The organism is Streptosporangium sp. NPDC000239, from assembly GCF_040300765.1.
Lineage (GTDB): Bacteria > Actinomycetota > Actinomycetes > Streptosporangiales > Streptosporangiaceae > Streptosporangium.
Genome location: NZ_JBEPEI010000032.1, coordinates 20,300 through 40,197 on the forward strand (window position 1 = coordinate 20,300; position 19,898 = coordinate 40,197).

Below are 19,898 nucleotides of genomic sequence, written 5' to 3' on the forward strand. Positions count from 1 at the left end.
TGCCTTTCGTGCGTCGCGGTCTACGCGGTTTCCAATGGCTTGCCATGGTGAAGCGTCTCGGCGTACGAGAACACGTAGCCGTTGCCCACCTCGACCGGCGCCAGGGCGGCGAGGTCGGAGGAGGCGACGTCGGGGAAGCTCAGTGTGGCCCGGCCCGTCCACAGCTCGGAGAACTCCACACCGCTCACCTCCGACACGACGAGCTGTGACAGCGGCTCCTCCGACGGGAGCCACGCGGGGAAGAACCTGGTGTGCACCAGTGGGACGGTGTGCAGGAGCGGCGGCTCCGCGGCCGTCGACTCCACCGTCACGCTCGCCTCGGCGACCCGCCTGCCGCCGGAGGACAGCGTGGCGTCGAACCGCCCGCCGGGCGCGAGCCTTGGTCCTGCGCGCCCCACTCGTACCGGCCGGATCTGGTGGACCTCGCCGAACTGCTTCGGCATGCCCTGGATCCACCCGCGTACGAGCGGCACCGCCTTGTCGACCCACGCGTACGGGCAGCGTGCCAGCCTGCGGCCCCGGTAGGCGCAGGCTATGAGGATCAGGAACTCGGTGAAGCCGCATCGGCCAGGGTCGGCCAGTTCCGCGCCGTCGTCCGAGCACCACTGCCACTCGGCGAACACCGCGGCCGCCGCGCCTGGATCCGGGCCCAGCGTCAATTCCGGCGGGAGGAAGCCCGCCGCCGCGTCCGGGTCCACACGGTAGTCGACCATGATCACGTCTCCGGAGAAGTGCCATGGGGGCTTTGTGATCATGGAGGAACGGCCGGAGGGCGACAGCGGGAGCGTGTATCCGTGCGGCTCTCCTGTCCGCAGGGCGGGCGGGGCGGGGGGTGAGGTGGTCACCGTCCTGGTCCTCTCTTGCCGGGGATGACGTTCCAGACACCGGCCAGGCGCTCGACGGCGCGGGCCAGCCGGCCGGGGTCGTTGAAGCTGTAGGCGAGTCGTACGGCGGACACGGGGTTGCCGCCGTCGTGGCCGAGATCGCCGGGGCTCCGGTCGCCGTTGTGGCCGTCCGGGCGCCGTGCTGGGCGTCGCCCGGGGCCGAAGCGGGAGCCTGCGGCCACGTACACGTCCGCCTGTTCCGCGGCGGTCATCAAGGCGTGTTCGGGGTGGTGCGAGCGCAGCCACACGAAGAAGCCTCCTACCGGGCGGTCCAGCAGGAAGGCGTCGTTCAGATGGGCGGTGAGCGCGTCCACCAGGGTGTCGCGGCGCTCGCGGAGCCGGTCACGCAGCCAGGTGAGATGGCGGTCGTAGTGCCCTTCTTCCATGAGGGTCGCGACGGCGAGCGAGGCGGTGTGGTTCGGGCAGCCGCCGCTCCTGAACACGCCGTGCCCGGCGAGCCGGTCCACGAGCTCGGGAGCGGCGACCAGCCAGCCGAGGCGGAGGCCGGGGGCGAGGCTCTTGGAGAAGGTGAGCAGCCGGATCACCCCCCGGTGCCGGGCGAGGCTCGCCATCGGGGGCGGCGTGTCCTGGACATCGGAATCGGGCCCCGGCTCCATGTCCAGGGCCTGGTTCAGGAGGAGGTCGGCGTAGGCGTCGTCCTCGACGATCAGGGTTTGGTGGTTCCGGGCCACATCCAGGAGCGCGTGGCGGCGTTCCAGGGGGACGACCAGGCCGGTCGGGTTGTGGAAGGTGGGGTTGAGGTAGACGAAGGCGACGCGCCCGCGGGTCTCCGCGAGGGCGGCGGCCAGGGCGTACGGGCTCATCCCGTACTCGTCCCCGGCGACCTCGTATGCGCGCAGCCCGCAGTCGGCGAGGATGAGCCGCCCCAGGTCGTAGCAGGACTCGTCCACCAGGACGACGTCGCCGGGGGCGGCCAGGGTGGTGGCGATCAGGTGGAGCGCGTGCGAGGTTCCGGCCGTGACCAGGACGTTCGCGGGATCGCACGGCACGCCGTCCCGCTCACGTACGCGGGCGGCGAGCCGGGTGCGCAGCGGGAGAGCTCCGCGGTCGTCGCCGTAGGCCAGCGCCGCGGAGCCGTAGGCCGCCAGGGAGCCGGCGTACGACGCGGCGAGCAGGTCGGCCGGAAGCAGGCCGGGGTCGAGATAACCGGGGCCGAGGTCGATCACATGGGGCGGGGCGACCGACTGGACGACCCCTTCCCACCACTGCCGTGTGTGGGAGAGCGGGCCGGCGACCTGTACGTACGGCGTCATGTGGCGGCGAGTACGTGGCGCAGCGCGCGTGTGGCCTCGCTGAGCGGGCCTGCGGAGCGGGCGAGGGCGATCCTCAGCATGCTGTCGCCCTCGGCGGGGTTGGCCCAGTGGAACTTCTGGCAGGGCAGGACGTACACGTTCTGGTCGCTCAGCGCGGACCACACGTCCAGAGCGGAGCGGTCGCCGACGTGCACGCGTTCGACGCTGGCCCGGCTGTCGAGGTCAGGGAAGCCGACGCCGGGCAGGTGGGAGAGCTCCTGCCGTACGTGGGCACGGTTGCCCGCGATGAAGCGGTGCAGGTCGGCGAGGCCGCCGTCGGCGGCGTCCTCGGCGAAGCGCTGCACCAGGGCCAGGACCAGCGGCGACGCGCCGAGCAGGATGTCGGAGTAGATCTTCGGGATGGGCAGGCCCAGCTCGGCGGAGAACACCAGCCAGCCGATCTTCAGTTCGAGCGTGGGCCACAGTTTGCCGGTGTCCTCGATGACGACCCAGCGGCACCCGCTGTCCTCCAGCACCCGGTAGTGGTCGTAGTGGCCGCGCGGGTCGAAGCCGCGGAAGGACGTGTCGAGCGCCAGCACCACGTTATGCCGGGCACACTGCGCGGCGAGCGCGCGTAGCCGTTCCTCTGTCAGCACGCGTCCTGTCGGGTTGTTGGGGGTGGTGACGAAGACGCAACGTACGGAGTTCAGCAGGTCGTGATCCAGGTCGCCCTCGTGCAGGCGGTCCTCCTCCAGCGGGACGAGCCGCAGTCCCACGCCGCGAAGGATGTCGGGGATGTTGTCGAAGGTCGGGTGGATCAGCGCGACGGGGCCGCCCTCCCTGACCATTGCCCTGGCGAAGATCTCCATGGCCACGGAGGAGGAATAACAGGCCAGCACGCGGCCGTCGCCGCCCGGGTGACTGTGCTGGCCGAGCAGGCCCAGGTATGCGCGGCAGGCGTCCAGCTCCACCTCCTCCGGAGGACTGGCCGCGGTCTTGGCGAAGAGGTTCGGCAGGTCGTCGATGATACGGGCCTGGCCGGGGGTGAGCGCCTGCCTCGCATGGCCGTCGGCCATGTTCAGCCGACTGTTCAACGCCATGAATTCGAATTCGGTGAGATTTCTGGTGGCGGTGTCGGGGAGGGACGCCGTCGCCTGGATTTCCTGCATGACTTTCACCTCACAGTGGGTGTGCCGACAACTTTCACGAGACGCGGAATATGCGGACGACTTTGTTTGCTCCGATGCCGCGCCCGACGGTCTGCGTTTTTCGTTCAGGAGTCAATTACGTTGCCGTTTCTCTTGGGCGGTGAGAGTCTGCCGCCAGCGGATACTCCTTCGGACGGCACGGAAGGACGATGGCGATGGACACCGCGACAGCCGCTGTGGCGGCGAAAAAAGAGGCCGCTTCGCCGAGATCGGCGAAGGTCTGGACCGGGATCGTTTCCGGCGCCGTCGCCGTGCTTTTGCTGGCGTACGCCGGAGGGCCCGGCTATTACGTCGACGAACTCTATTTCCGGGTGGCGGGAGAGCATCTCGCCTGGGGTTACGCCGACCAGCCGCTGCTCGTCCCGCTGCTCTCCTGGGCGCAGATCGCGCTGTTCGGTGACTCGCTGACCGCGATCCGCGTCGTGCCCGCCGTACTGGGCGGTGTGGCGGTGTTCGTCGCGGGGCTGACCGCCGGGGAGCTCGGGGCGGGACGCCGGGGGCAGGTGCTGGCCGCCTGCGCGGCGGCCGCGTCGCTGGCCACACTCGCGGCCGGGCACGTCCTGCATCCCACCGCCGTCGACCACCTGGTGTGGGTCACGGCCTGCTGGCTGGTGATCAGGATCGTCCGTACCGGCGACCAGCGGCTCTGGCTCGCGGCGGGTGCCGTGGCCGGGGTCGGGCTGCTGGCCAAGTACCTGGTGGTACTGCTCGCCGTCGGGCTGGCGGCCGGGCTGCTGATCGCCGGGCCGAGGCGGATCCTGCTGAGCCGCTGGGCGGCGGGCGGTGCCGCGCTCGCGCTGCTCATCGGGGCTCCAGGGCTGGTGTGGCAGGCGGTGAACGGCTGGCCGCAGCTCACCATGGCCGGCGTGCTCACCTCCGGCGACAGCGGCGTGGTCGACTTCCTGGTGGGGCAGGTGCTGATGATCGGGCCGTTCCTGGCGCCGGTCTGGGTCGCCGGGCTGGTGGCGCTGCTGCGGCGGGCGGAGTGGCGGTCGTACCGGCTGGTCGCGGTGGCCTACCTGGTCATGGTGCCGGTGCTGATGCTGCTCGGGGCCGAACCCCGCTACACAGAGGGCCTGCTGTCGGTGCTGCTGACCGCCGGGTGCGTGCGCGCGGCGACGCCCGCCCGCCGCCTGTGGCTGGGCGTCGCCGCGGTGGTCAACGGGGTGCTCGCCGCGCTGATGGTGCTGCCGGTCCTTCCCGTCTCCACGTACGCGGCCAACCCCGTGCTCGCCGCGCTCGGTGAGGAGCAGTTCGGCCAGACCGGCTGGCCGAGCCTGGCCGCGCAGGTCGCCGCCGTCCACCGGGCGCTGCCCGAATCCGAGCGGCGGCGTGCCGTCGTGTACGCGCAGAACTACGGCGAGGCCGGGGCGCTCGACCGGTACGGTCCGGCGTACGGGCTGCCGCCGGTCTACAGCGGCCACAACGCGTACGCCGGCTTCGGCCGTCCGGCGGACGCCAAGGACGTCGTCATCGCGGTGGGCGTGGACCGGGCGGCGTTCTCGGCGCTGTTCGAGCGGTGCGAGGCGCGCGGGCGGCTGACGTTCGACGTCCCGCACTTCGAGGAGGGCAGGGAACTGCTGGTGTGCGTCGGGCCCCGCAGGCCGTGGTCCTCGATGTGGGACGAGCTGCGGTGGACGGGGACGTTCTGACCGGGTCATGACGGCTCGGCCCTTCGCCGGGACGAACAGGACGAGCGGGACGAGCAGGCACGCGGGCCGTGCGGCGCCGCGAGGATGGCCACGCCACCGGGGAAGCCGGGCATCAGCGCGCGGGACCGGTGGGTGCCGGCCGCGAGCGGCGCCGTCGAGAACGCTTGCGCCAAGGGGAGATCGGTCATCGCGGGCCTCCGTCATGCGGGACGAGCTCCGGGTTCGTACGGGATATCCCGGCGGACCGCCGGCCGAGCGCGCAGGACGGGCCGGTCAGGGCCGTGATCATCAAGAAGGACTCGACGGCGGGTGGACGAGGTGGCCGACGGCCGGGACATGCCTCGTTTCGACGAGGGTGACGCCGTCGCGGTCGCCGGAGGCCACCGCGAGATATGACGCGGTCATCCGGCCCGACGTGCCGCCCCCGGCGATGACGACTTTTCTGACCATTCTGCTGCCCTTGTCCGTGCGTAAGATAAGTGAGCGCCGAGAAAACAGGAAACAGCGATTGGCGAGGCGCCCTTTTCAAGGGTGCATGATGCGCCGCGGGGATTCCAGCTCATTGACGCGGTAGCTAAATAGGGCGGTCAGACGGGTCTTCACGCCTGCGGGCACAGACGGTGAGCTGCCGTACGCCGGCCATGTCGCGCGGCTCATGGCGGCTGTATCGGCTCAGTTGGATGGTGATTCGATTCTGAACCCAACCGCAATTGACTCTTCAACGGACGCTGAGTTAGCTTGGGCATGACAGGGGGCTTCGCTACCCGGCGACCTCGGCAACGGCCGGGAGCTGTCCAAACAAACGCGCGTCCCGCGGTCGTTGTGCGTGCTATTTCCGCAGCTCGCGCGCGTCCTGCAGCATCGCGTACGGCAGCGCCCCACCATCATGGCCAAAATCTGCTGAGAAATGGGAGCCGCCGTGCTGCGGATTCATTTCACGGTCGAGGACTTGGCGCGGCTGCGCATGGCGGCGACGCTCGGCCCGGTGACCGAGAGCGTCTTCGCTCTCGACCTGTTCGGGCGCGGCGGTGCCGTGCCCGGCGAATGGCGCAAGGGAGTGCGCGAACGCATGAACGGCGAGGCCGCTCACGTGGAACGGCTGGCCCGAGAACGCCGCCCGGTCGAGGAACTACTCGACGTGGTGACACACACCCGGTCCGACAGCCAGGCGATCTCGGCGGTGCTCGCGTTCTGCCAGGCCGCGGTCCTGCCCTACTGGGGCCGGGTACGCGGTTACCTGGAACTGGAACGCGAGACGTTCGGGCGCATCACCATCACCAACGGTGTGGAGTGCCTGCTCGACACCCTGCACCCCAAGCTCATGTGGAACCCCCCGGTGCTGGAGGTGCCGCACGACACCGACAGGGACGTGCATCTCGACGGGCGTGGCCTGCTGCTGAGCCCGTCGTTCTTCCTCCAGGTCAAGCACTGCCTGTTCCTGGACAGGGAACAGGAGACCGGCCTGCCGGCCCTGGTCGTGTCGGTCCCGTGGACTCCCGGTGTGCTGACCGAACTCGTCGCCGAGCCCATGACCGCCGACGAAGCGCTCGGCGCGCTGGTCGGGCACACCAGGGCGGCGGCCATGCAGGCACTCACCAACAGTTGCACCACCGGCGTGCTCTCCGAACGGCTCGGCATCTCGCTGGCCGGCGCGAGCAAACACGCCGCGGTGCTGCGCAAGGCGGGACTCATCACCACCGCGCGCAACCGCAACACGGCCCTGCACACCCTCACGTCCCTGGGTGTGGCGCTGCTGCGCGGCGACTGGCCTCGCCTCCCGGCGCAACTGCAAAACCCCGCGAGCTTCCAACGCAGCTGAAACCCCCCCGCGAGGAGGAACAGTGAGCAACAATCCCTTCGAGAACCCGGACGGCACCTACCACGTGCTCGTCAACGACGAGGGCCAGCACTCGCTCTGGCCGTCCTTCGCCGACGTGCCCAGCGGCTGGAACGTCGTACTGAGCGACACCGACCGGCAAAGCGCGCTCGACTACGTCAATTCCAACTGGATCGACATGCGGCCGAACAGCCTCGTCGCCGCGATGAACGACCCGGCGCAGAAATAGATCATGCTACCGCTGATCGTCCAGGGCGCGGGCGAGCCGGTCTCCGCGTGGATCACGCGGAACGTGCGGGAGATCCGCGACAACCTGCTGGTGAACGGAGCGCTGCTGTTCCGCGGGTTCGACGTCGGTGGCGTCGAGGGCTTCGACGAGGCCGTACGCGCGATGTCGGGCACGCCTCTGGCCTACACGGAGAGATCGTCACCCCGCAGCGTGATCAAGGGCAACGTCTACACCTCGACCGACTATCCGCCCGACGAGGAGATCTTCCTCCACAACGAGAACTCCTACCAGGCCGTGTGGCCCATGGTGTTGTTCTTCCACTGCCTCCAGCCACCCGCCTCGCTGGGCGCGACACCGCTGGCCTCCACCCGTGAGGTGTACGCATCGCTCGACCCCTCGGTGCGCGAGGAGTTCGAGCGGCGTGGCTGGATGGTGGTGCGCAACTATGACGACGACTTCGGAATGCCGTGGCGGGAGGCGTTCAACACCTGCGACCGCGACGAGGTGACCGCGTACTGCAGGCGCAACGGTGTGCGGGCGGAGTGGCTCGACGGCGGCGCGTTGCGCACCAGCGCCGTACGCGACGCCGTGCACCGGCATCCGGTGACGGGCGAGCCTGTCTGGTTCAACCACGCGACGTTCTTCCACGTCACGACGTTGCCGGAGAGCGTACGCGAGGGGCTGCTTGAGGTGTGCGGCGAGGAGAGGTTGCCGAGCAACACCTACTACGGTGACGGCGGCCCCATCCCCGACGAGATCATGGATCATCTGCGCAAGTGCTACCGGGCCGCGTCCCGCCGTTTCGACTACGAACCGGACGACCTGCTGGTCATCGACAACATGCTGACCTCGCACGGGCGCGAGCCCTACACGGGGAGGCGGAGGATCGCGGTGGCCATGGCCGAGCCATCGTCTAGCCTGGCCGGTTCTCCGGCTCCTGGTACCTGAGCTGCCTGATTCTGGCGGAGATCACCAGCAGGACCAGCAGGTCGGCGAGCAGGCCCGGCACCGCGGAGAACTGGTTCACGATGAATGCGAACACCTGGCCGAACAGGATGTCGGCCAGGATCGCCAGGTTGAGGATCTGGAAGGCGGTCAGGCGGTCGTGCCGCGAGAATCCCAGCATGGCGGCCCCGACCAGGCACAGCACCACTGTGACCGCGGCGGAGGTGGCCAGCCCGATCACCGCTCCCCGCTCGGGCTCGCCCATGAGGGTGGGGCGGTCGTAGGAGTTCTCCAGTACCAGGCCCACGAGTGGGAGCGGTGCGCGTACGACGAGGTAGGCCACCGCGACCACGACCATCGCGGGGTGGCGGATCAGCCGTTCCAACCAGGCCACCGCGCCGCTCGCCCACAACCGCACGCGGCCCACCGCCTCCTTGGGCGGCACCATGCCGAGCAGGCGGACGGTGGCGGCGTCCAGCGGGTCGCCGGAGTCCTGCACCAGGCGGATCGCGTTGCGCCGCTGCTCCGCCGTCAGCCCGGAGATCGTGCCGGCGAGGGCGGTGTTCATGGCGTTCGCCGTGCGCTCGGTGCCGGTGTAGGCGGTGCGGGCCTTGAGCCACTGGGCCAGCATCACCAGCGCCGCGAACGTCACATAGATGATCCCCGCGGCGGGCCGGTAGAAGTAGTCGTTGCTCGTGGTCACGAACTTGCCCACCTCATCGGCGAACGTGCCGAACCCCGCCCCGCCGAGCAGCGCCGCCCCCATGCGCGCCCCCTGGCCGAGGAAGGTGAGGGTGACGACCAGCCCGGTCGCCATCAGCAGGCCGCCCCACAGCACGTGCGCGACATGCAGGTCGCCGCCGCCGAGCCGCGGGTAGCCGGTGCTCGCCAGATAGGTGCGGATGAGCAGCACCGCGCTGATGCCCGCGATGGCGAAGACCTGAAGATGGGTCGCCGCACTGGTGACACGGGCCAATCCTGATCGGCGCACCGATGGACCTCCTTCATGGCGGTGAGATCATCAGTACCTTTTCCTGGGCCTTTTCCATGACGCGGACGCCGCGGGCGGCGCCGACGACGAATTTTTCACCTGAGCCGCCGGACCGGAAATCAGCCGTATCGCGCAAAGGTCCCGCAGCCGACCGGCACGCGCTCGCGCAATGGGCTCGCGCATGCAATTCCTTTGAGTCACGCTATCACACGTCACGGTGACTGCGCTGTTTCACCCCTGGCTCAAACACATTGAACAGCGCGACCACATCCTTGATTCTTGACCACGAGATGTGCTGAGCAACCACGACCGTTGTCAGCGAAGGGAGTGACTTGTGTCAACATTCGAGCTACGCCCGGACGAGGCGGCTGCGATCCTCGATCTGGCGAGCGAACTGGCCCTGCGGCACCCGAGCGTGGAATCAGCGGAATTCCAGGACGTGAGCCGTACCCATGTCGATGAGTTACCGCGCCGGCTGCGGGCGGCACTGTACGATTTCCGGCTCTCCGAACCTTCGGGAATCCTCGTGCTGTCCGGTCTTCCCATCGACGACGACGCAATCGGCCCGACCCCACCCGACTGGCGCAACCAGCCGGAACCGTCATCCACGCTGGTACTGGACATAGCGTTCTTCCTGGTGGCGAGCCTGCTCGGGGATCCGATCGCGTGGGCCACGCAACAGGGCGGGCGCATTATGCACGACGTTTTCCCGATCAAGGGATTCGAGTACGAGCAGATCGGGTGGAGCAGCGAGGAAACGCTCGTCTGGCACACTGAGGACGCTTTCCACCCACTTCGCACCGACTATCTCGGGCTCATGTGCCTGCGCAATCACGATCGTGTGGAAACGACATATGCCGACGTCGGTGACCTGCGCTTCGACGAAGCCACGGAAACCTTGCTCCGTGAGCCTCGCTTTCGCATTCTTCCCGACGATTCGCACCGCCCGGCCAATCGCGTCACAGCACACGACGACGACCCCAGGACCGCTGCCCTGCGGGAACGCGGTTACCGACGCGTCGAGAGCGCGCTGAACGATCCCGAGCCCGGCCCCGTGCTTTTCGGCGCGCCCGACGACCCCTATCTTCGCGCCGATCCCTCGTATATGGCAGGAACACAGGACGAGGCTGATGAGAAAGCACTCGCCGCGCTCGTCTCCGCCGTCGAATCAGCCATGACAGGAGTCGTTCTCCAGCCTGGCGACATCTGCATCATCGACAATTTCAAGGCCGTGCACGGGCGCAAGCCGTTCCGCGCCAGGTTCGACGGAACCGACCGATGGCTGCGCCGCCTGAACGTCGCCAGGGACCTGCGTAAGTCTCGTGAGTTCCGGCTGGACGCGCGTTCCCGCGTCATCTACTGACCACCCGGATCGAGCTAGGAGTCCCGGACATGGACAACCCGACGGCGCCCGCCCGCGAGAACTCCCCCGCCGTCCGCCCCGACCCGGCGAACCCGGCCGACCTGCTCGATCTGTTCGCCGGATGGGTGCGGCGCGACCCCGGGCGGACGGCCGTATCCGTCGCGCCGCTCCCCGGTAGCGGACCGGACGGCAACGGGCGGTACGGCGACGGGCCGCCCGGCCACGGATCACTCAGTTACGGTGAGCTCGACGCGCTGGCCGATCGACTCGCCCGCCGCCTGCGCGCGCTCGGCGCGGGCGCCGACACGCTGGTCGCCGTGTACGCGGAACGCGGCCCCGACCTCGTCGTCTCCCTGCTCGGGGTGTTGAAGGCGGGGGCCGCGTACCTGCCGCTCGACCCTGACCTCCCGGCCAGCCGTCTCTCCCTCGTCGTCGGCGACTCCGGTGCCCCCGTCATCGTCACCCAGCGCCACCTGCGTGAACGGCTGCCCGTCACCGCCGCCCAGGTGTTGTGCGCCGACGACGCCCCGGGGCGGGAGCCGGACGAACACCGCGCGCTCGTACGGCCCGCCCGGCGGGAGAATCTGGCGTACGCGATCTACACCTCCGGGTCCACCGGCCGGCCGAAGGGCGTGCTGGTCGAGCGGCGGCAGCTCGCGGCGTACCTGGCCTGCTGCCTGCGCGACTACCCGAGCCTGGCGGGAACCGCCACGCTGCACTCGTCGGTGTCGTTCGACCTGTCGGTGACGACGCTGTGGGGGCCGCTCGCGGCGGGCGGACGCGTCCATGTCGCCCCGCTCGACACCGCGTCGGCCCGGCCGACGTTCCTGAAGATCACGCCAAGCCATCTGCCCCTGCTCGACGAGATGCCCGCCGACCGGTCGCCCACGGAAGACCTGGTGATCGGCGGCGAGGCCCTGTACGGCGAGGCACTCGAACGCCTGCGGGCTGCGCGTCCCGCAACAGCGGTGATCAACGAGTACGGCCCCACGGAGACCACGGTCGGCTGCGTGGCCTTCCGCCTCGCCCCCGGCGACCGCTCCCCCGGCGGCCCGGTGCCGATCGGCCGCCCGATGCGCGGCGTCCGCGTCCACCTCCTCGGCCCCGACCTGAGCCCCGTGGGCGAGGGCGAACAGGGCGAGCTGTACGTCGCCGGCTCCGGCGTGGCCCGCGGCTACCACGGCCGCCCCGACGCCACGGCCGAGCGCTTCGTCGCCGACCCCTACGGGCCGCCGGGCGAGCGCATGTACCGTACCGGCGACCTGGCCCGCCTCCTGCCGACCGGCGACCTCGAATACCTCGGCCGTGCCGACGACCAGATCAAGATCCGCGGGCATCGGATCGAGCCGGGCGAGGTCGAGGCCGCGCTGTGCGGCCATCCGGGAGTGGCCGCCGCCGCGGTGACGGCGGCGGACGAGCGCCTGCTGGCGTACGTGGTCCCGGTCCACGAGCCGGGCCCGTCGCCCGAGCACCTGCGCGGGTTCCTCGCGCGCACGCTTCCCGAGTACATGATCCCTTCCGTGTTCGTCTCCCTGGAGCGGCTCCCGCTGGCCGCCAGCGGCAAGGTGGACCGGGCCGCGCTGCCCGCGCCCAGCCGGGAGGACGGCGCGGACACCGGCTACACGGCGCCGCGCACCCACGAGGAGCGGGTGATCGCCGAGCTGTGGGCCGAGATGCTGGGGCTGGACCGGGTGGGCGTGAACGACGACTTCTTCACGCTCGGCGGCAACTCGCTGCTGGCCTTCCGCCTCGTCCGGCGTATCCGCGAGGCGCTGGGCACGGACCAGCCCGCCCTCTCCGTCTTCCGCAAACGAACCGTCGAGGCCCTGGCCGCCTCCCTCTCCACGAGCGCCACCGAACCGTCCCGCTCAGGCGGACCTCTGGACACGGAGCGTCCCACGGCGCGACCTGACGAGGCCAAGCCGGACGAAGCGCCCTCCCCGGACCGGCCCTCCCCTGGCGGGTCCGACGTCATCGTGCCGCTTCCGTCCGGAGACCCGGCGCCGCTCTCCTTCGCGCAGCGGCGGTTCTGGTTCTTCCACGAGCACGATCCCGAGAGCGTCGAGTACAACGTCCGGTTCGGTTACCGGCTGCGCGGCCCGTTCGACGTCGGGGCGCTGCGTACGGCGTTGGGCGAGCTCATCGCCAGGCACGAGCCCCTGCGCACGGTCATCCGGTCCGTGCGGGGCGAACCGGTCCAGGTCGTACGGCCCGCGGACGACGTCGAGGTGCCGCTCTCGGTCACCGACGTGTCCGGGCTCGGGGAGGAAGAACTCAAGCGGCTGCTCCTGCGGGAGACGACCCGGCCGTTCGACCTGGCCGCCGGGCCGGTGCTGCGCATGACGCTGCTGCGCAGGGCGGCCGACGACCACCTGCTGATGCTGAGCCTGCACCACAGCGTGATCGACGCCCTGTCGATGCGGATTCTGGCCGACGAACTCGGCCTGCTGTACGACGCCGCCAGGCACGGACGGCGCGCCGAGCTGCCGCCGTTGCCGATCCGGTACGCGGACTACGCCGCCTGGCAGCGCGACCGCTGGACCGACGAGCAGTTGGAGAGCCGGCTCGCCTACTGGCGCGAACGGCTCGACGGGATCACCCCGCTCGACCTGCCGGCGGACCGCCCCAGACCGGCCGTCCGCTCGTGGGCGGGGTCGGCGTACCGCTTCACCGTGCCCGCCGATCTGGTGGCCGCGCTGGAACGGGTGGCGGCACGCAACGACGCGACGTTGTTCATGGCGCTGGTGGCGGCCTGTCAGCTCCTGCTCTCCCGCTACGCGGGGCAGAAGGACGTGGCGGTCGGCACCCCGGTGTCGGGCCGCGACCTGCCCGAGTTCGATCCGCTGATCGGTTGCTTCATCAACACGCTGGTGCTGCGCTCGACCGTGAACGAGCACGCCACGTTCGCCGCGCTGCTCGGCGAGGTACGCGAGAACGTGCTGAACGCGTTCGACAACCGGGACGTGCCGTTCGAGCGGCTGGTGAGCGAGTTGGGCGAGGACCGGGACCCGAGCAGGACGCCGCTGGTCCAGGCGATGGTGGCGCTGCAGAACGCCCCGCCCAAGGTGCCGAACTTCGGCGGCGTGCGTACCGAACGGCACGAGCTGCCGCACGTATCGTCGATCTTCGATCTCACGCTGGAGTTCGCCGAGCGGGAGGGCGAGGGCGACGGCGGGCTGGACGCGATGATCGAGTACAGCACGGACCTGTTCGAGCCCGCGACGGCCGAGCGCCTGGCCCGGCACCTGGTCTCGCTGCTGGAGTCCGTGACGGACGCTCCCGGGCTGCCGATGACCCGTCTGCCGCTGAGCGGTGGCGCGACCGGCGGGCCGGTGACCGGTGCGCCGGGCGACCGGCGTCCCGTGCACGTTCGGTTCGAGGAGTGGGCACGGCGCACGCCGGACGCGGTGGCGGTGGAGTGGCGGGGCGGTCGGCTCACCTACGCCGAGCTGAACGAGCGCGCCGGCAGGCTCGCGGGCCACCTGGGCTCGCTGGGCGTCACACGCGGGGTGCCCGTGGTGGTGTGCATGGAACCGGGTGCGGCGATGGTGACGTCGGCGCTGGCCGTGCTCAAGGCGGGAGCGGCGTACGTACCGCTCGACCCTGGCACGCCACGCGACCGGCTGGCCTACGTGATGGCCGACACGAGGGCGCCGTTCGTGCTGTCCGACGTGGCCCGTGCGGGCGTCCGGGTGGTCCACCCCGGCGACGGCGGGGAGTCCACCGGCGGCGTCATCCCGAGCGTGACACCTGACGACCTGGCGTACGTGATCTACACGTCCGGCTCGTCGGGACGTCCCAAGGGGGTCATGATCGATCACCGAGGGCTGTCGGACCTGTGCACGTGGCATGTGGCGGCCTTCGGGGTGGGGCCGCAGGACCGGGCCTCACAGGTGGCCTCGCCGGGGTTCGACGCGGCGGTGTGGGAGGTCTGGCCGTACCTGTGCGCGGGCGCGCGGGTGGCCTTCCCGGACCGGGACACGCTCGACGATCCCGACGCACTGGTGGAGTGGTTCGCCGCCGCGGGCACGACGATCTGCTTCCTGCCGACGCCTCGGCTGGAGACCGTGATCGACGTGCCGCAGATCGAGCGTACGAGCCTGCGTACGGTGCTGACCGGCGGGGACGTTCTGCGCCGCCGCCCACGGCCCGGCCTGCCGTTCCGCCTGGTCAACAACTACGGCCCGACGGAGACGACGGTGGTGGCCACGGCAGGCGAGGTCGGCCCCGATGGCGACGGGCTTCCCCCGATCGGCGTGCCGGTGACGGGCAGCGCCGGGTACGTGCTCGACGCCTACGCCAACCCCGTGCCCGTAGGCGTGCCGGGCGAGCTGTACGTGGCCGGTCCCGGCCTGGCCAGGGGGTACCTGAACCGGGCCGACCTGACCGCGGAACGGTTCGTGGCCGACCCGTTCGGGCCCGAGGGCGGGCGCATGTACCGTACCGGCGACCTGGTCCGGCGGCTGCCCGGCGGCGAGCTCGAATACCTGGGCCGCACCGACGACCAGGTCAAGATCCGTGGCATCCGCATGGAGCCGGGCGAGATCGAGGCCGTGCTGCAACGGTCCCCGTCGGTGGGCGGCGCGGTCGTGCTGCCGAACCGCGGGCGCGACCGGCTGACGGCCTACGTCATCCCGTCGGGCCGGGGCGAGCCCGACCCGGAAGGGCTGCGACGCTTCGCCGCCACTCTCCTGCCCGGCAGCATGGTGCCCGCCACGATCATGGTGTTGCCCGCGTTCCCGCTGACCGTGCGCGGCAAGGTGGACCGGGCCGCGTTGCCCGACCCCGGCGCGCCGGAGCGGGCAGGCACGTACGTGCCGACGGAGGGCCCGGCGCAACGGGAACTGGCCAGGATCTGGCGCGAGGTGCTGGGCGTCGAGCGAGTGGGCGCGCGGGACTCGTTCTTCGCGCTGGGCGGCGACTCCATCCTCGCCATCCAGACGGTGTCGAAGGCACGCGCCGCCGGACTGCGGTTCACCTCGCGTGACCTGTTCCGGTGGCAGACGGTCGAGGCGCTCGCCCCACACGTACAGCGGGCCGCCGAGCGTGTGGAGGAGGAGCCGGGCGACGTGACCGCGCCGCTCACCCCGATCCAGCACTTCCTGTACGACCGGTTCACCGCGCCCGGCGTGTTCCAGCAGTACGTGACCGCCGAACTGGACGAGAACGTGGACGCCGACGCGCTCGAATCCGCGGTGCGCGCCCTGGTCGAGCACCACGCGGCACTGCGTACCAGGCTTCGGGCAGGAACGCAGCGGACCGTGGAGGACACCGGACGCCTTCGGCGGGTAACGGTCGGCGGCGACGCCCTCGCCTGCGAGATCGAGGCCGCGCACCGGAGCGTCGACGTCGAGAACGGCCCCGCGATGGTGGCCGTGCTGTTCACCGGGGCCGGGCGGCCTCGGTTGCTGTTGAGCGCGCACCACCTCGTCGTGGACGGCGTGTCCTGGCGCGTGCTGCTCGATGACCTGAACACCGCCTACGGCCAGGCCGTCCGGGGCGAGCCGATCGATCTCGGCCCGCGCGGCACGTCGTTCGCGCGGTGGAGCAGGGCGCTGGCCGCCCACGCGGAGACCGGCGCGTTCGACGACGAGAGACCCCACTGGGCGGACGTCGCCGCGCGCACGACGGCGATCCCCCTGGACCGTGCGGGCGCCGACACCGTGGCCTCGGGACGGCAGGTGACGGCCGCGCTCGACGGGGACGTCACCCGGGCGCTGCTGCGCGACGTCCCCGACGTCTACCACACGGAGATCATCGAGGTGCTGCTCGCCGCGCTGGCCCGCACGGTCACCGACTGGACAGGACACGGGGATCTCGTGCTCGGCATGGAGGGCCACGGCCGGGAGGAGATCATCCCCGACGTCGACCTGTCGCGTACGACCGGCTGGTTCACCACGTACTTCCCGCTGGCGCTGACGATCCGGGACGCCGGCTGGAGTGAGCTGATCAAGTCCGTGAAGGAGCAGGTACGGGCCGTGCCGAAGCGCGGGCTCGGCTACGGCGTGCTGCGTTACCTGCGCGGCACCGTGCCAGACTGCCGTCCCGGGATCTGCTTCAACTACCTGGGCCGCTTCGACCCGCCGACGGGCGGCGGGCTCTACCGTGAGGTCGAGCCGATCGGCCTGTTCCAGGACCCGGGCGACAGCCGGCCACACGCGATCGACGTGATCGGCGCGATCCGCGACGGACGACTCGAACTGACGTGGGAGTACTCGTCAAACCTGCACGACGATGCCACCGTCGAGCGACTGGCGGCCGATTTCGCCGCGAACGTCACCCGCCTCGTACGCCACTGCGCCGAACCCGACGCGGGCGGCCGTACCCCGTCGGACTACCCGCTGGCGCGCCTGGACCAGGCGGCCGTCGACCGGCTGGCGGGTACGGGCCGCACCATCGCCGCCGTCTACCCGCTTACGCCCACCCAGAACGGCATGCTGTACGACTGCCTGGCCTCCGGCGACGACCTCTACCTGGCGCAGTTCGAGATGGACGTCGACGACGTGGACGACCCCGAGGCACTGGCCATGGCCTGGCAGGCGGTGGTGGACCACACGCCGATCCTGCGCACGGGCCTGGCGTGGGAAGGTCTCGACACGCCCGTACAGATCGTGCGCCACCAGGCCGGGCTGCCGGTCACGCACCATGACTGGCGGGCTCTGCCTGCGGAGGAGCGGCGGGCCCGGCTGGCCGCGCTGCTGGCCGCCGACAGGGCCGAGCCGCTCGACTTCGCCGAGCCGCCGCTGTGCAGGCTGGCGCTCATCCGCGTGTCGGACACCCGCGTCCACGTCGTGTGGACCCTGCACCACGTGCTGCTGGACGGCTGGAGCGTGCACCGACTGCTGCCCGACGTGCTGTCGGCCCATACCGCGCTGCGCGAAGGCGTCACCTGGCGGCCCGAGCCGCGACGCCCGTTCGGCGACTACGTCGAGTGGCTGCTGTCCAGGGATCCGGCGGCGGACGAGGAGCATTGGCGCGCGGCCCTGGCCGGGTTCACCGCGCCGACGCCGCTCCCCTACGACCGGGCCCCCGCGCCGCGGTATCGGCCGAAGGCGGCCGAGCGCCTGCGTACCGGCCTGCCGTCCGAGGTCACCCGGCGGCTGGCCGCGCTTGCGGGTGAGGGCGGGCTGACGCTCAACACGCTCGTGCAGGGCGCGTGGTCCATCCTGCTGTCGCAGCACAGCGGCGAGCGGGAGGTGTGCTTCGGCGCCACGACGTCGGGCCGGCCGGAAGAGCTGGCCGGAGCCGAGTCCATGATCGGCATCTTCATCCAGACCCTGCCGGTGCGCGTGCTCGTGGACGGTGCTCGGCCGTTGCTGTCCTGGCTGAGCGAGTTGCAGCAGGCTCAGGCGCGGGCGCGCGGGCACGAGGCGGTCTCGCCGGCGCGGATCAGGTCGTGGACCGGGCTGCCGCCGGGCACCTCGCTGTTCGACAGCACGATCGTGTTCGAGAACTACCCGATCGAGGCGCGGGAGGCACGGCTGAGCGGCGTGGACGCCGCCGAGGCGAACGGCTACCCGCTCAGCCTCGTCGTCTACCCGGGCGGCGAACTGGAGTTCGTGCTGCTCTACGACCAGGCGCTGTTCGACGAGGCGACCGTGCGGCGGCTGGGCGAAGGTCTGAAGGCCCTGCTGACCCAGATGGCGGCCCAGGCGGGGGCCCGGGTGGGGGCTCATGTGGGGACGCTGACCGCGCTCGATCCCGGCGAACGACGGCGGACGCTGGCCGAGTGGAACGACACGGCCCGCGACTACCCTGAGCGCGCGGTGCACGAGCTGTTCTCCGAGCGGGCGCGTGCCATGCCGGACGCGGTGGCGCTGCGGGGGGACGGCGACCCCATCACCTACGCCGGGCTCGACCGCCGATCGGACGAGCTGGCCCGTGTCCTGTCCGGGGTGGGGGTGCGGCCGGGGTCGCGGGTGGCGATACTGCAGGCGCGTACGGCTGACGCGATCGTCTCGACGCTGGCGGTGCTCAAGGCGGGCGCCGCGTACGTGCCGCTGCACCCCGGCTTCCCACCGGACCGCCTGCGCTGGATCCTGAACGACACCCGCTCGGCGGCCGTGCTCACCGATTCCGCGATGGCGGACAGGGCGGGCGAGCTCGGCGTGCCCGTCGTCCGGATCGGCGACGAGCCCGCCGCCGACGGCCCGATCCCGGCGAGCACGCCGCCCGACCAGCTCGCGTACGTGATGTACACCTCAGGCTCGACCGGCGAGCCCAAGGGCGTCGCGATCACCCACAGGGGCGTCGTCAGCCTGGCCTGGGACAGTCGGTGGCGGTCCGGGCACGAGCGTGTGCTGTTCCATTCTCCGCACGCCTTCGACGCGGCCACGTACGAGATGTGGGCGCCGCTGCTGACCGGCGGCCAGGTCGTGGTGGCCACGGGCGAGCTGGACGCGCAAGGGCTGCGGTCGCTGGTGGCCGAGCACGGCGTGACGGCGACGTTCGTCACGGCCGCGCTGTTCAAGCTGTTCGCCGAGGAGTCGCCGGAGTGCTTCGCCGGGATGCGTGAGGTGCTGGCGGGCGGCGACGCGGTCGCGCCCTCGGCGGTGTCGCGGGTCACGGCCCACTGCCCGGGCACGCGGGTGCACAACGGGTACGGGCCGACGGAGACGACGACGTTCGCCCTCACCGGAGAGCTGACGCCCGAGCTGGCGCGGGCGGGGCTGGCTCCCGTCGGACGGCCGGTGGACAACACCCGTGCCTACGTGCTCGACCACAACCTGTCGCCCGTGCCCGTCGGCGCGCCGGGCGAGCTCTACCTCGCGGGCAGCGGCCTGGCCAGAGGGTACTTCGGCAGGGCCGGGCTGACGGCCGAGCGCTTCGTGGCCGACCCGTACGGGCCGCCCGGTGAGCGCATGTACCGCACGGGCGACCGGGTCAGGTGGACGGCGGACGGCGACCTGCACTTCCTCGGCCGGGTGGACGACCAGGTGAAGATCCGGGGGTTCCGCATCGAGCCGGGCGAGATCGAGTCCGCGCTGCTCGACCGTCCTGGTGTGGCCGAGGCCGTGGTCGTGGCCAGGGAGGGCTCGGGCGGACGCAAGACGCTGGTCGCGTACGTGGTGCCCGCGGCCGGGCAGAAGCCGCGGGGTGAGGTACTGGCGAAGGAACTGGGTGCGCGGCTGCCTGCGTACATGGTGCCGTCGGCGTTCGTGTTCCTGGAGCGGCTGCCGCTCAACCGCAACGGCAAGGTCGACCGCGGCGCGCTGCCCGAGTCGCCGCGCGAGCCCGAGCGCGCGGGCGAGCACGTCGCGCCGCGCAACCCCACGGAGGAGGCGCTGTGCCGTATCTGGGAGCAGGTGCTCGGCCTGGACGAGATCGGCGCGCACGACGACTTCTTCATGCTCGGCGGTGACTCCATCTCAAGTCTGCGGGTGACGTCGCGGATGCGCCCGGCCTTCGGGGTGAGTTTGTCCCCGGCCGACGTGTTCGTGGCGCCGACCGTGGCCGAGCTGTCCGAGCTGGTCCAGGACAGGATCCTGGACCAGCTCGAAGCGGCGGCGCGCGAGTCGTGAACGACTCACCCCCGC

General features: G+C 71.0%; 11 protein-coding genes. 6 read left to right on the forward strand and 5 right to left on the reverse strand.

Annotation, left to right across the window (positions count from 1 at the left end):
* Positions 1 to 20 precede the first annotated feature (20 nt).
* The 3 genes from mppR to mppP are packed head-to-tail and all read right to left on the reverse strand — an operon-like array spanning position 21 to position 3,237.
* On the reverse strand, positions 21 to 845 hold the full coding sequence (mppR, locus tag ABT340_RS40705; protein ID WP_352016294.1) for an enduracididine biosynthesis enzyme MppR: 825 nt from the start codon (positions 843 to 845) through the stop codon (positions 21 to 23).
* Complete coding sequence (locus ABT340_RS40710) at positions 842 to 2,158, reverse strand: aminotransferase class I/II-fold pyridoxal phosphate-dependent enzyme (protein WP_352016295.1); 1,317 nt, start codon at positions 2,156 to 2,158, stop codon at positions 842 to 844. Before ABT340_RS40710 ends, mppR begins: the two co-directional genes overlap by 4 nt.
* Complete coding sequence (mppP, locus tag ABT340_RS40715) at positions 2,155 to 3,237, reverse strand: enduracididine biosynthesis enzyme MppP (RefSeq protein WP_352016296.1); 1,083 nt, start codon at positions 3,235 to 3,237, stop codon at positions 2,155 to 2,157. The genes ABT340_RS40710 and mppP overlap by 4 nt, the downstream gene beginning before the upstream one ends.
* A 263-nt stretch (positions 3,238 to 3,500) precedes the next feature.
* Between mppP and ABT340_RS40720 the strand changes: the two genes are divergently transcribed.
* On the forward strand, positions 3,501 to 4,997 hold the full coding sequence (locus ABT340_RS40720) for a glycosyltransferase family 39 protein (protein ID WP_352016297.1): 1,497 nt from the start codon (positions 3,501 to 3,503) through the stop codon (positions 4,995 to 4,997).
* A gap of 288 nt (positions 4,998 to 5,285) precedes the next feature.
* Here ABT340_RS40720 and ABT340_RS40725 read toward each other — a convergent pair whose 3' ends face one another.
* Positions 5,286 to 5,447, reverse strand: a complete 162-nt coding sequence (locus ABT340_RS40725; RefSeq protein ID WP_352016298.1) for a tryptophan 7-halogenase — start codon at positions 5,445 to 5,447, stop codon at positions 5,286 to 5,288.
* Between the two features lie 469 nt (positions 5,448 to 5,916).
* On the opposite strand from ABT340_RS40725, the gene ABT340_RS40730 reads away from it, so the two are divergent.
* The 3 genes from ABT340_RS40730 to ABT340_RS40740 are packed head-to-tail and all read left to right on the forward strand — an operon-like array spanning position 5,917 to position 8,011.
* Entirely contained in the window at positions 5,917 to 6,816 is a 900-nt protein-coding gene (locus tag ABT340_RS40730) for an ArsR/SmtB family transcription factor (protein ID WP_352016299.1), read from the forward strand.
* Between the two features lie 22 nt (positions 6,817 to 6,838).
* Positions 6,839 to 7,063 carry an MbtH family protein gene (locus ABT340_RS40735; RefSeq protein ID WP_352016300.1) on the forward strand — a complete coding sequence of 75 codons (225 nt, stop codon included), beginning with the start codon at positions 6,839 to 6,841 and terminating at the stop codon, positions 7,061 to 7,063.
* Between the two features lie 3 nt (positions 7,064 to 7,066).
* Entirely contained in the window at positions 7,067 to 8,011 is a 945-nt protein-coding gene (locus ABT340_RS40740; RefSeq protein ID WP_352016301.1) for a TauD/TfdA family dioxygenase, read from the forward strand.
* Here ABT340_RS40740 and ABT340_RS40745 read toward each other — a convergent pair.
* The gene (locus tag ABT340_RS40745; RefSeq protein ID WP_352016302.1) at positions 7,977 to 8,999 is read right to left on the reverse strand and encodes a hypothetical protein; all 1,023 of its coding nucleotides are present in this window, start codon (positions 8,997 to 8,999) and stop codon (positions 7,977 to 7,979) included. The two genes, ABT340_RS40740 and ABT340_RS40745, sit on opposite strands and share 35 nt — an antisense overlap.
* Before the next feature lie 334 nt (positions 9,000 to 9,333).
* Here ABT340_RS40745 and gntD point away from each other — a divergent pair, with 334 nt between their 5' ends.
* Both gntD and ABT340_RS40755 read left to right on the forward strand, forming a co-directional pair.
* A complete protein-coding gene (gene gntD, locus ABT340_RS40750) occupies positions 9,334 to 10,362 on the forward strand; it encodes a guanitoxin biosynthesis L-enduracididine beta-hydroxylase GntD (RefSeq protein ID WP_352016303.1) in 1,029 nt (342 codons plus the stop codon).
* Positions 10,363 to 10,391: 29 nt separating this feature from the next.
* On the forward strand, positions 10,392 to 19,883 hold the full coding sequence (locus tag ABT340_RS40755; RefSeq protein ID WP_352016304.1) for a non-ribosomal peptide synthetase: 9,492 nt from the start codon (positions 10,392 to 10,394) through the stop codon (positions 19,881 to 19,883).
* The last annotated feature ends 15 nt before the right edge of the window (positions 19,884 to 19,898 follow it).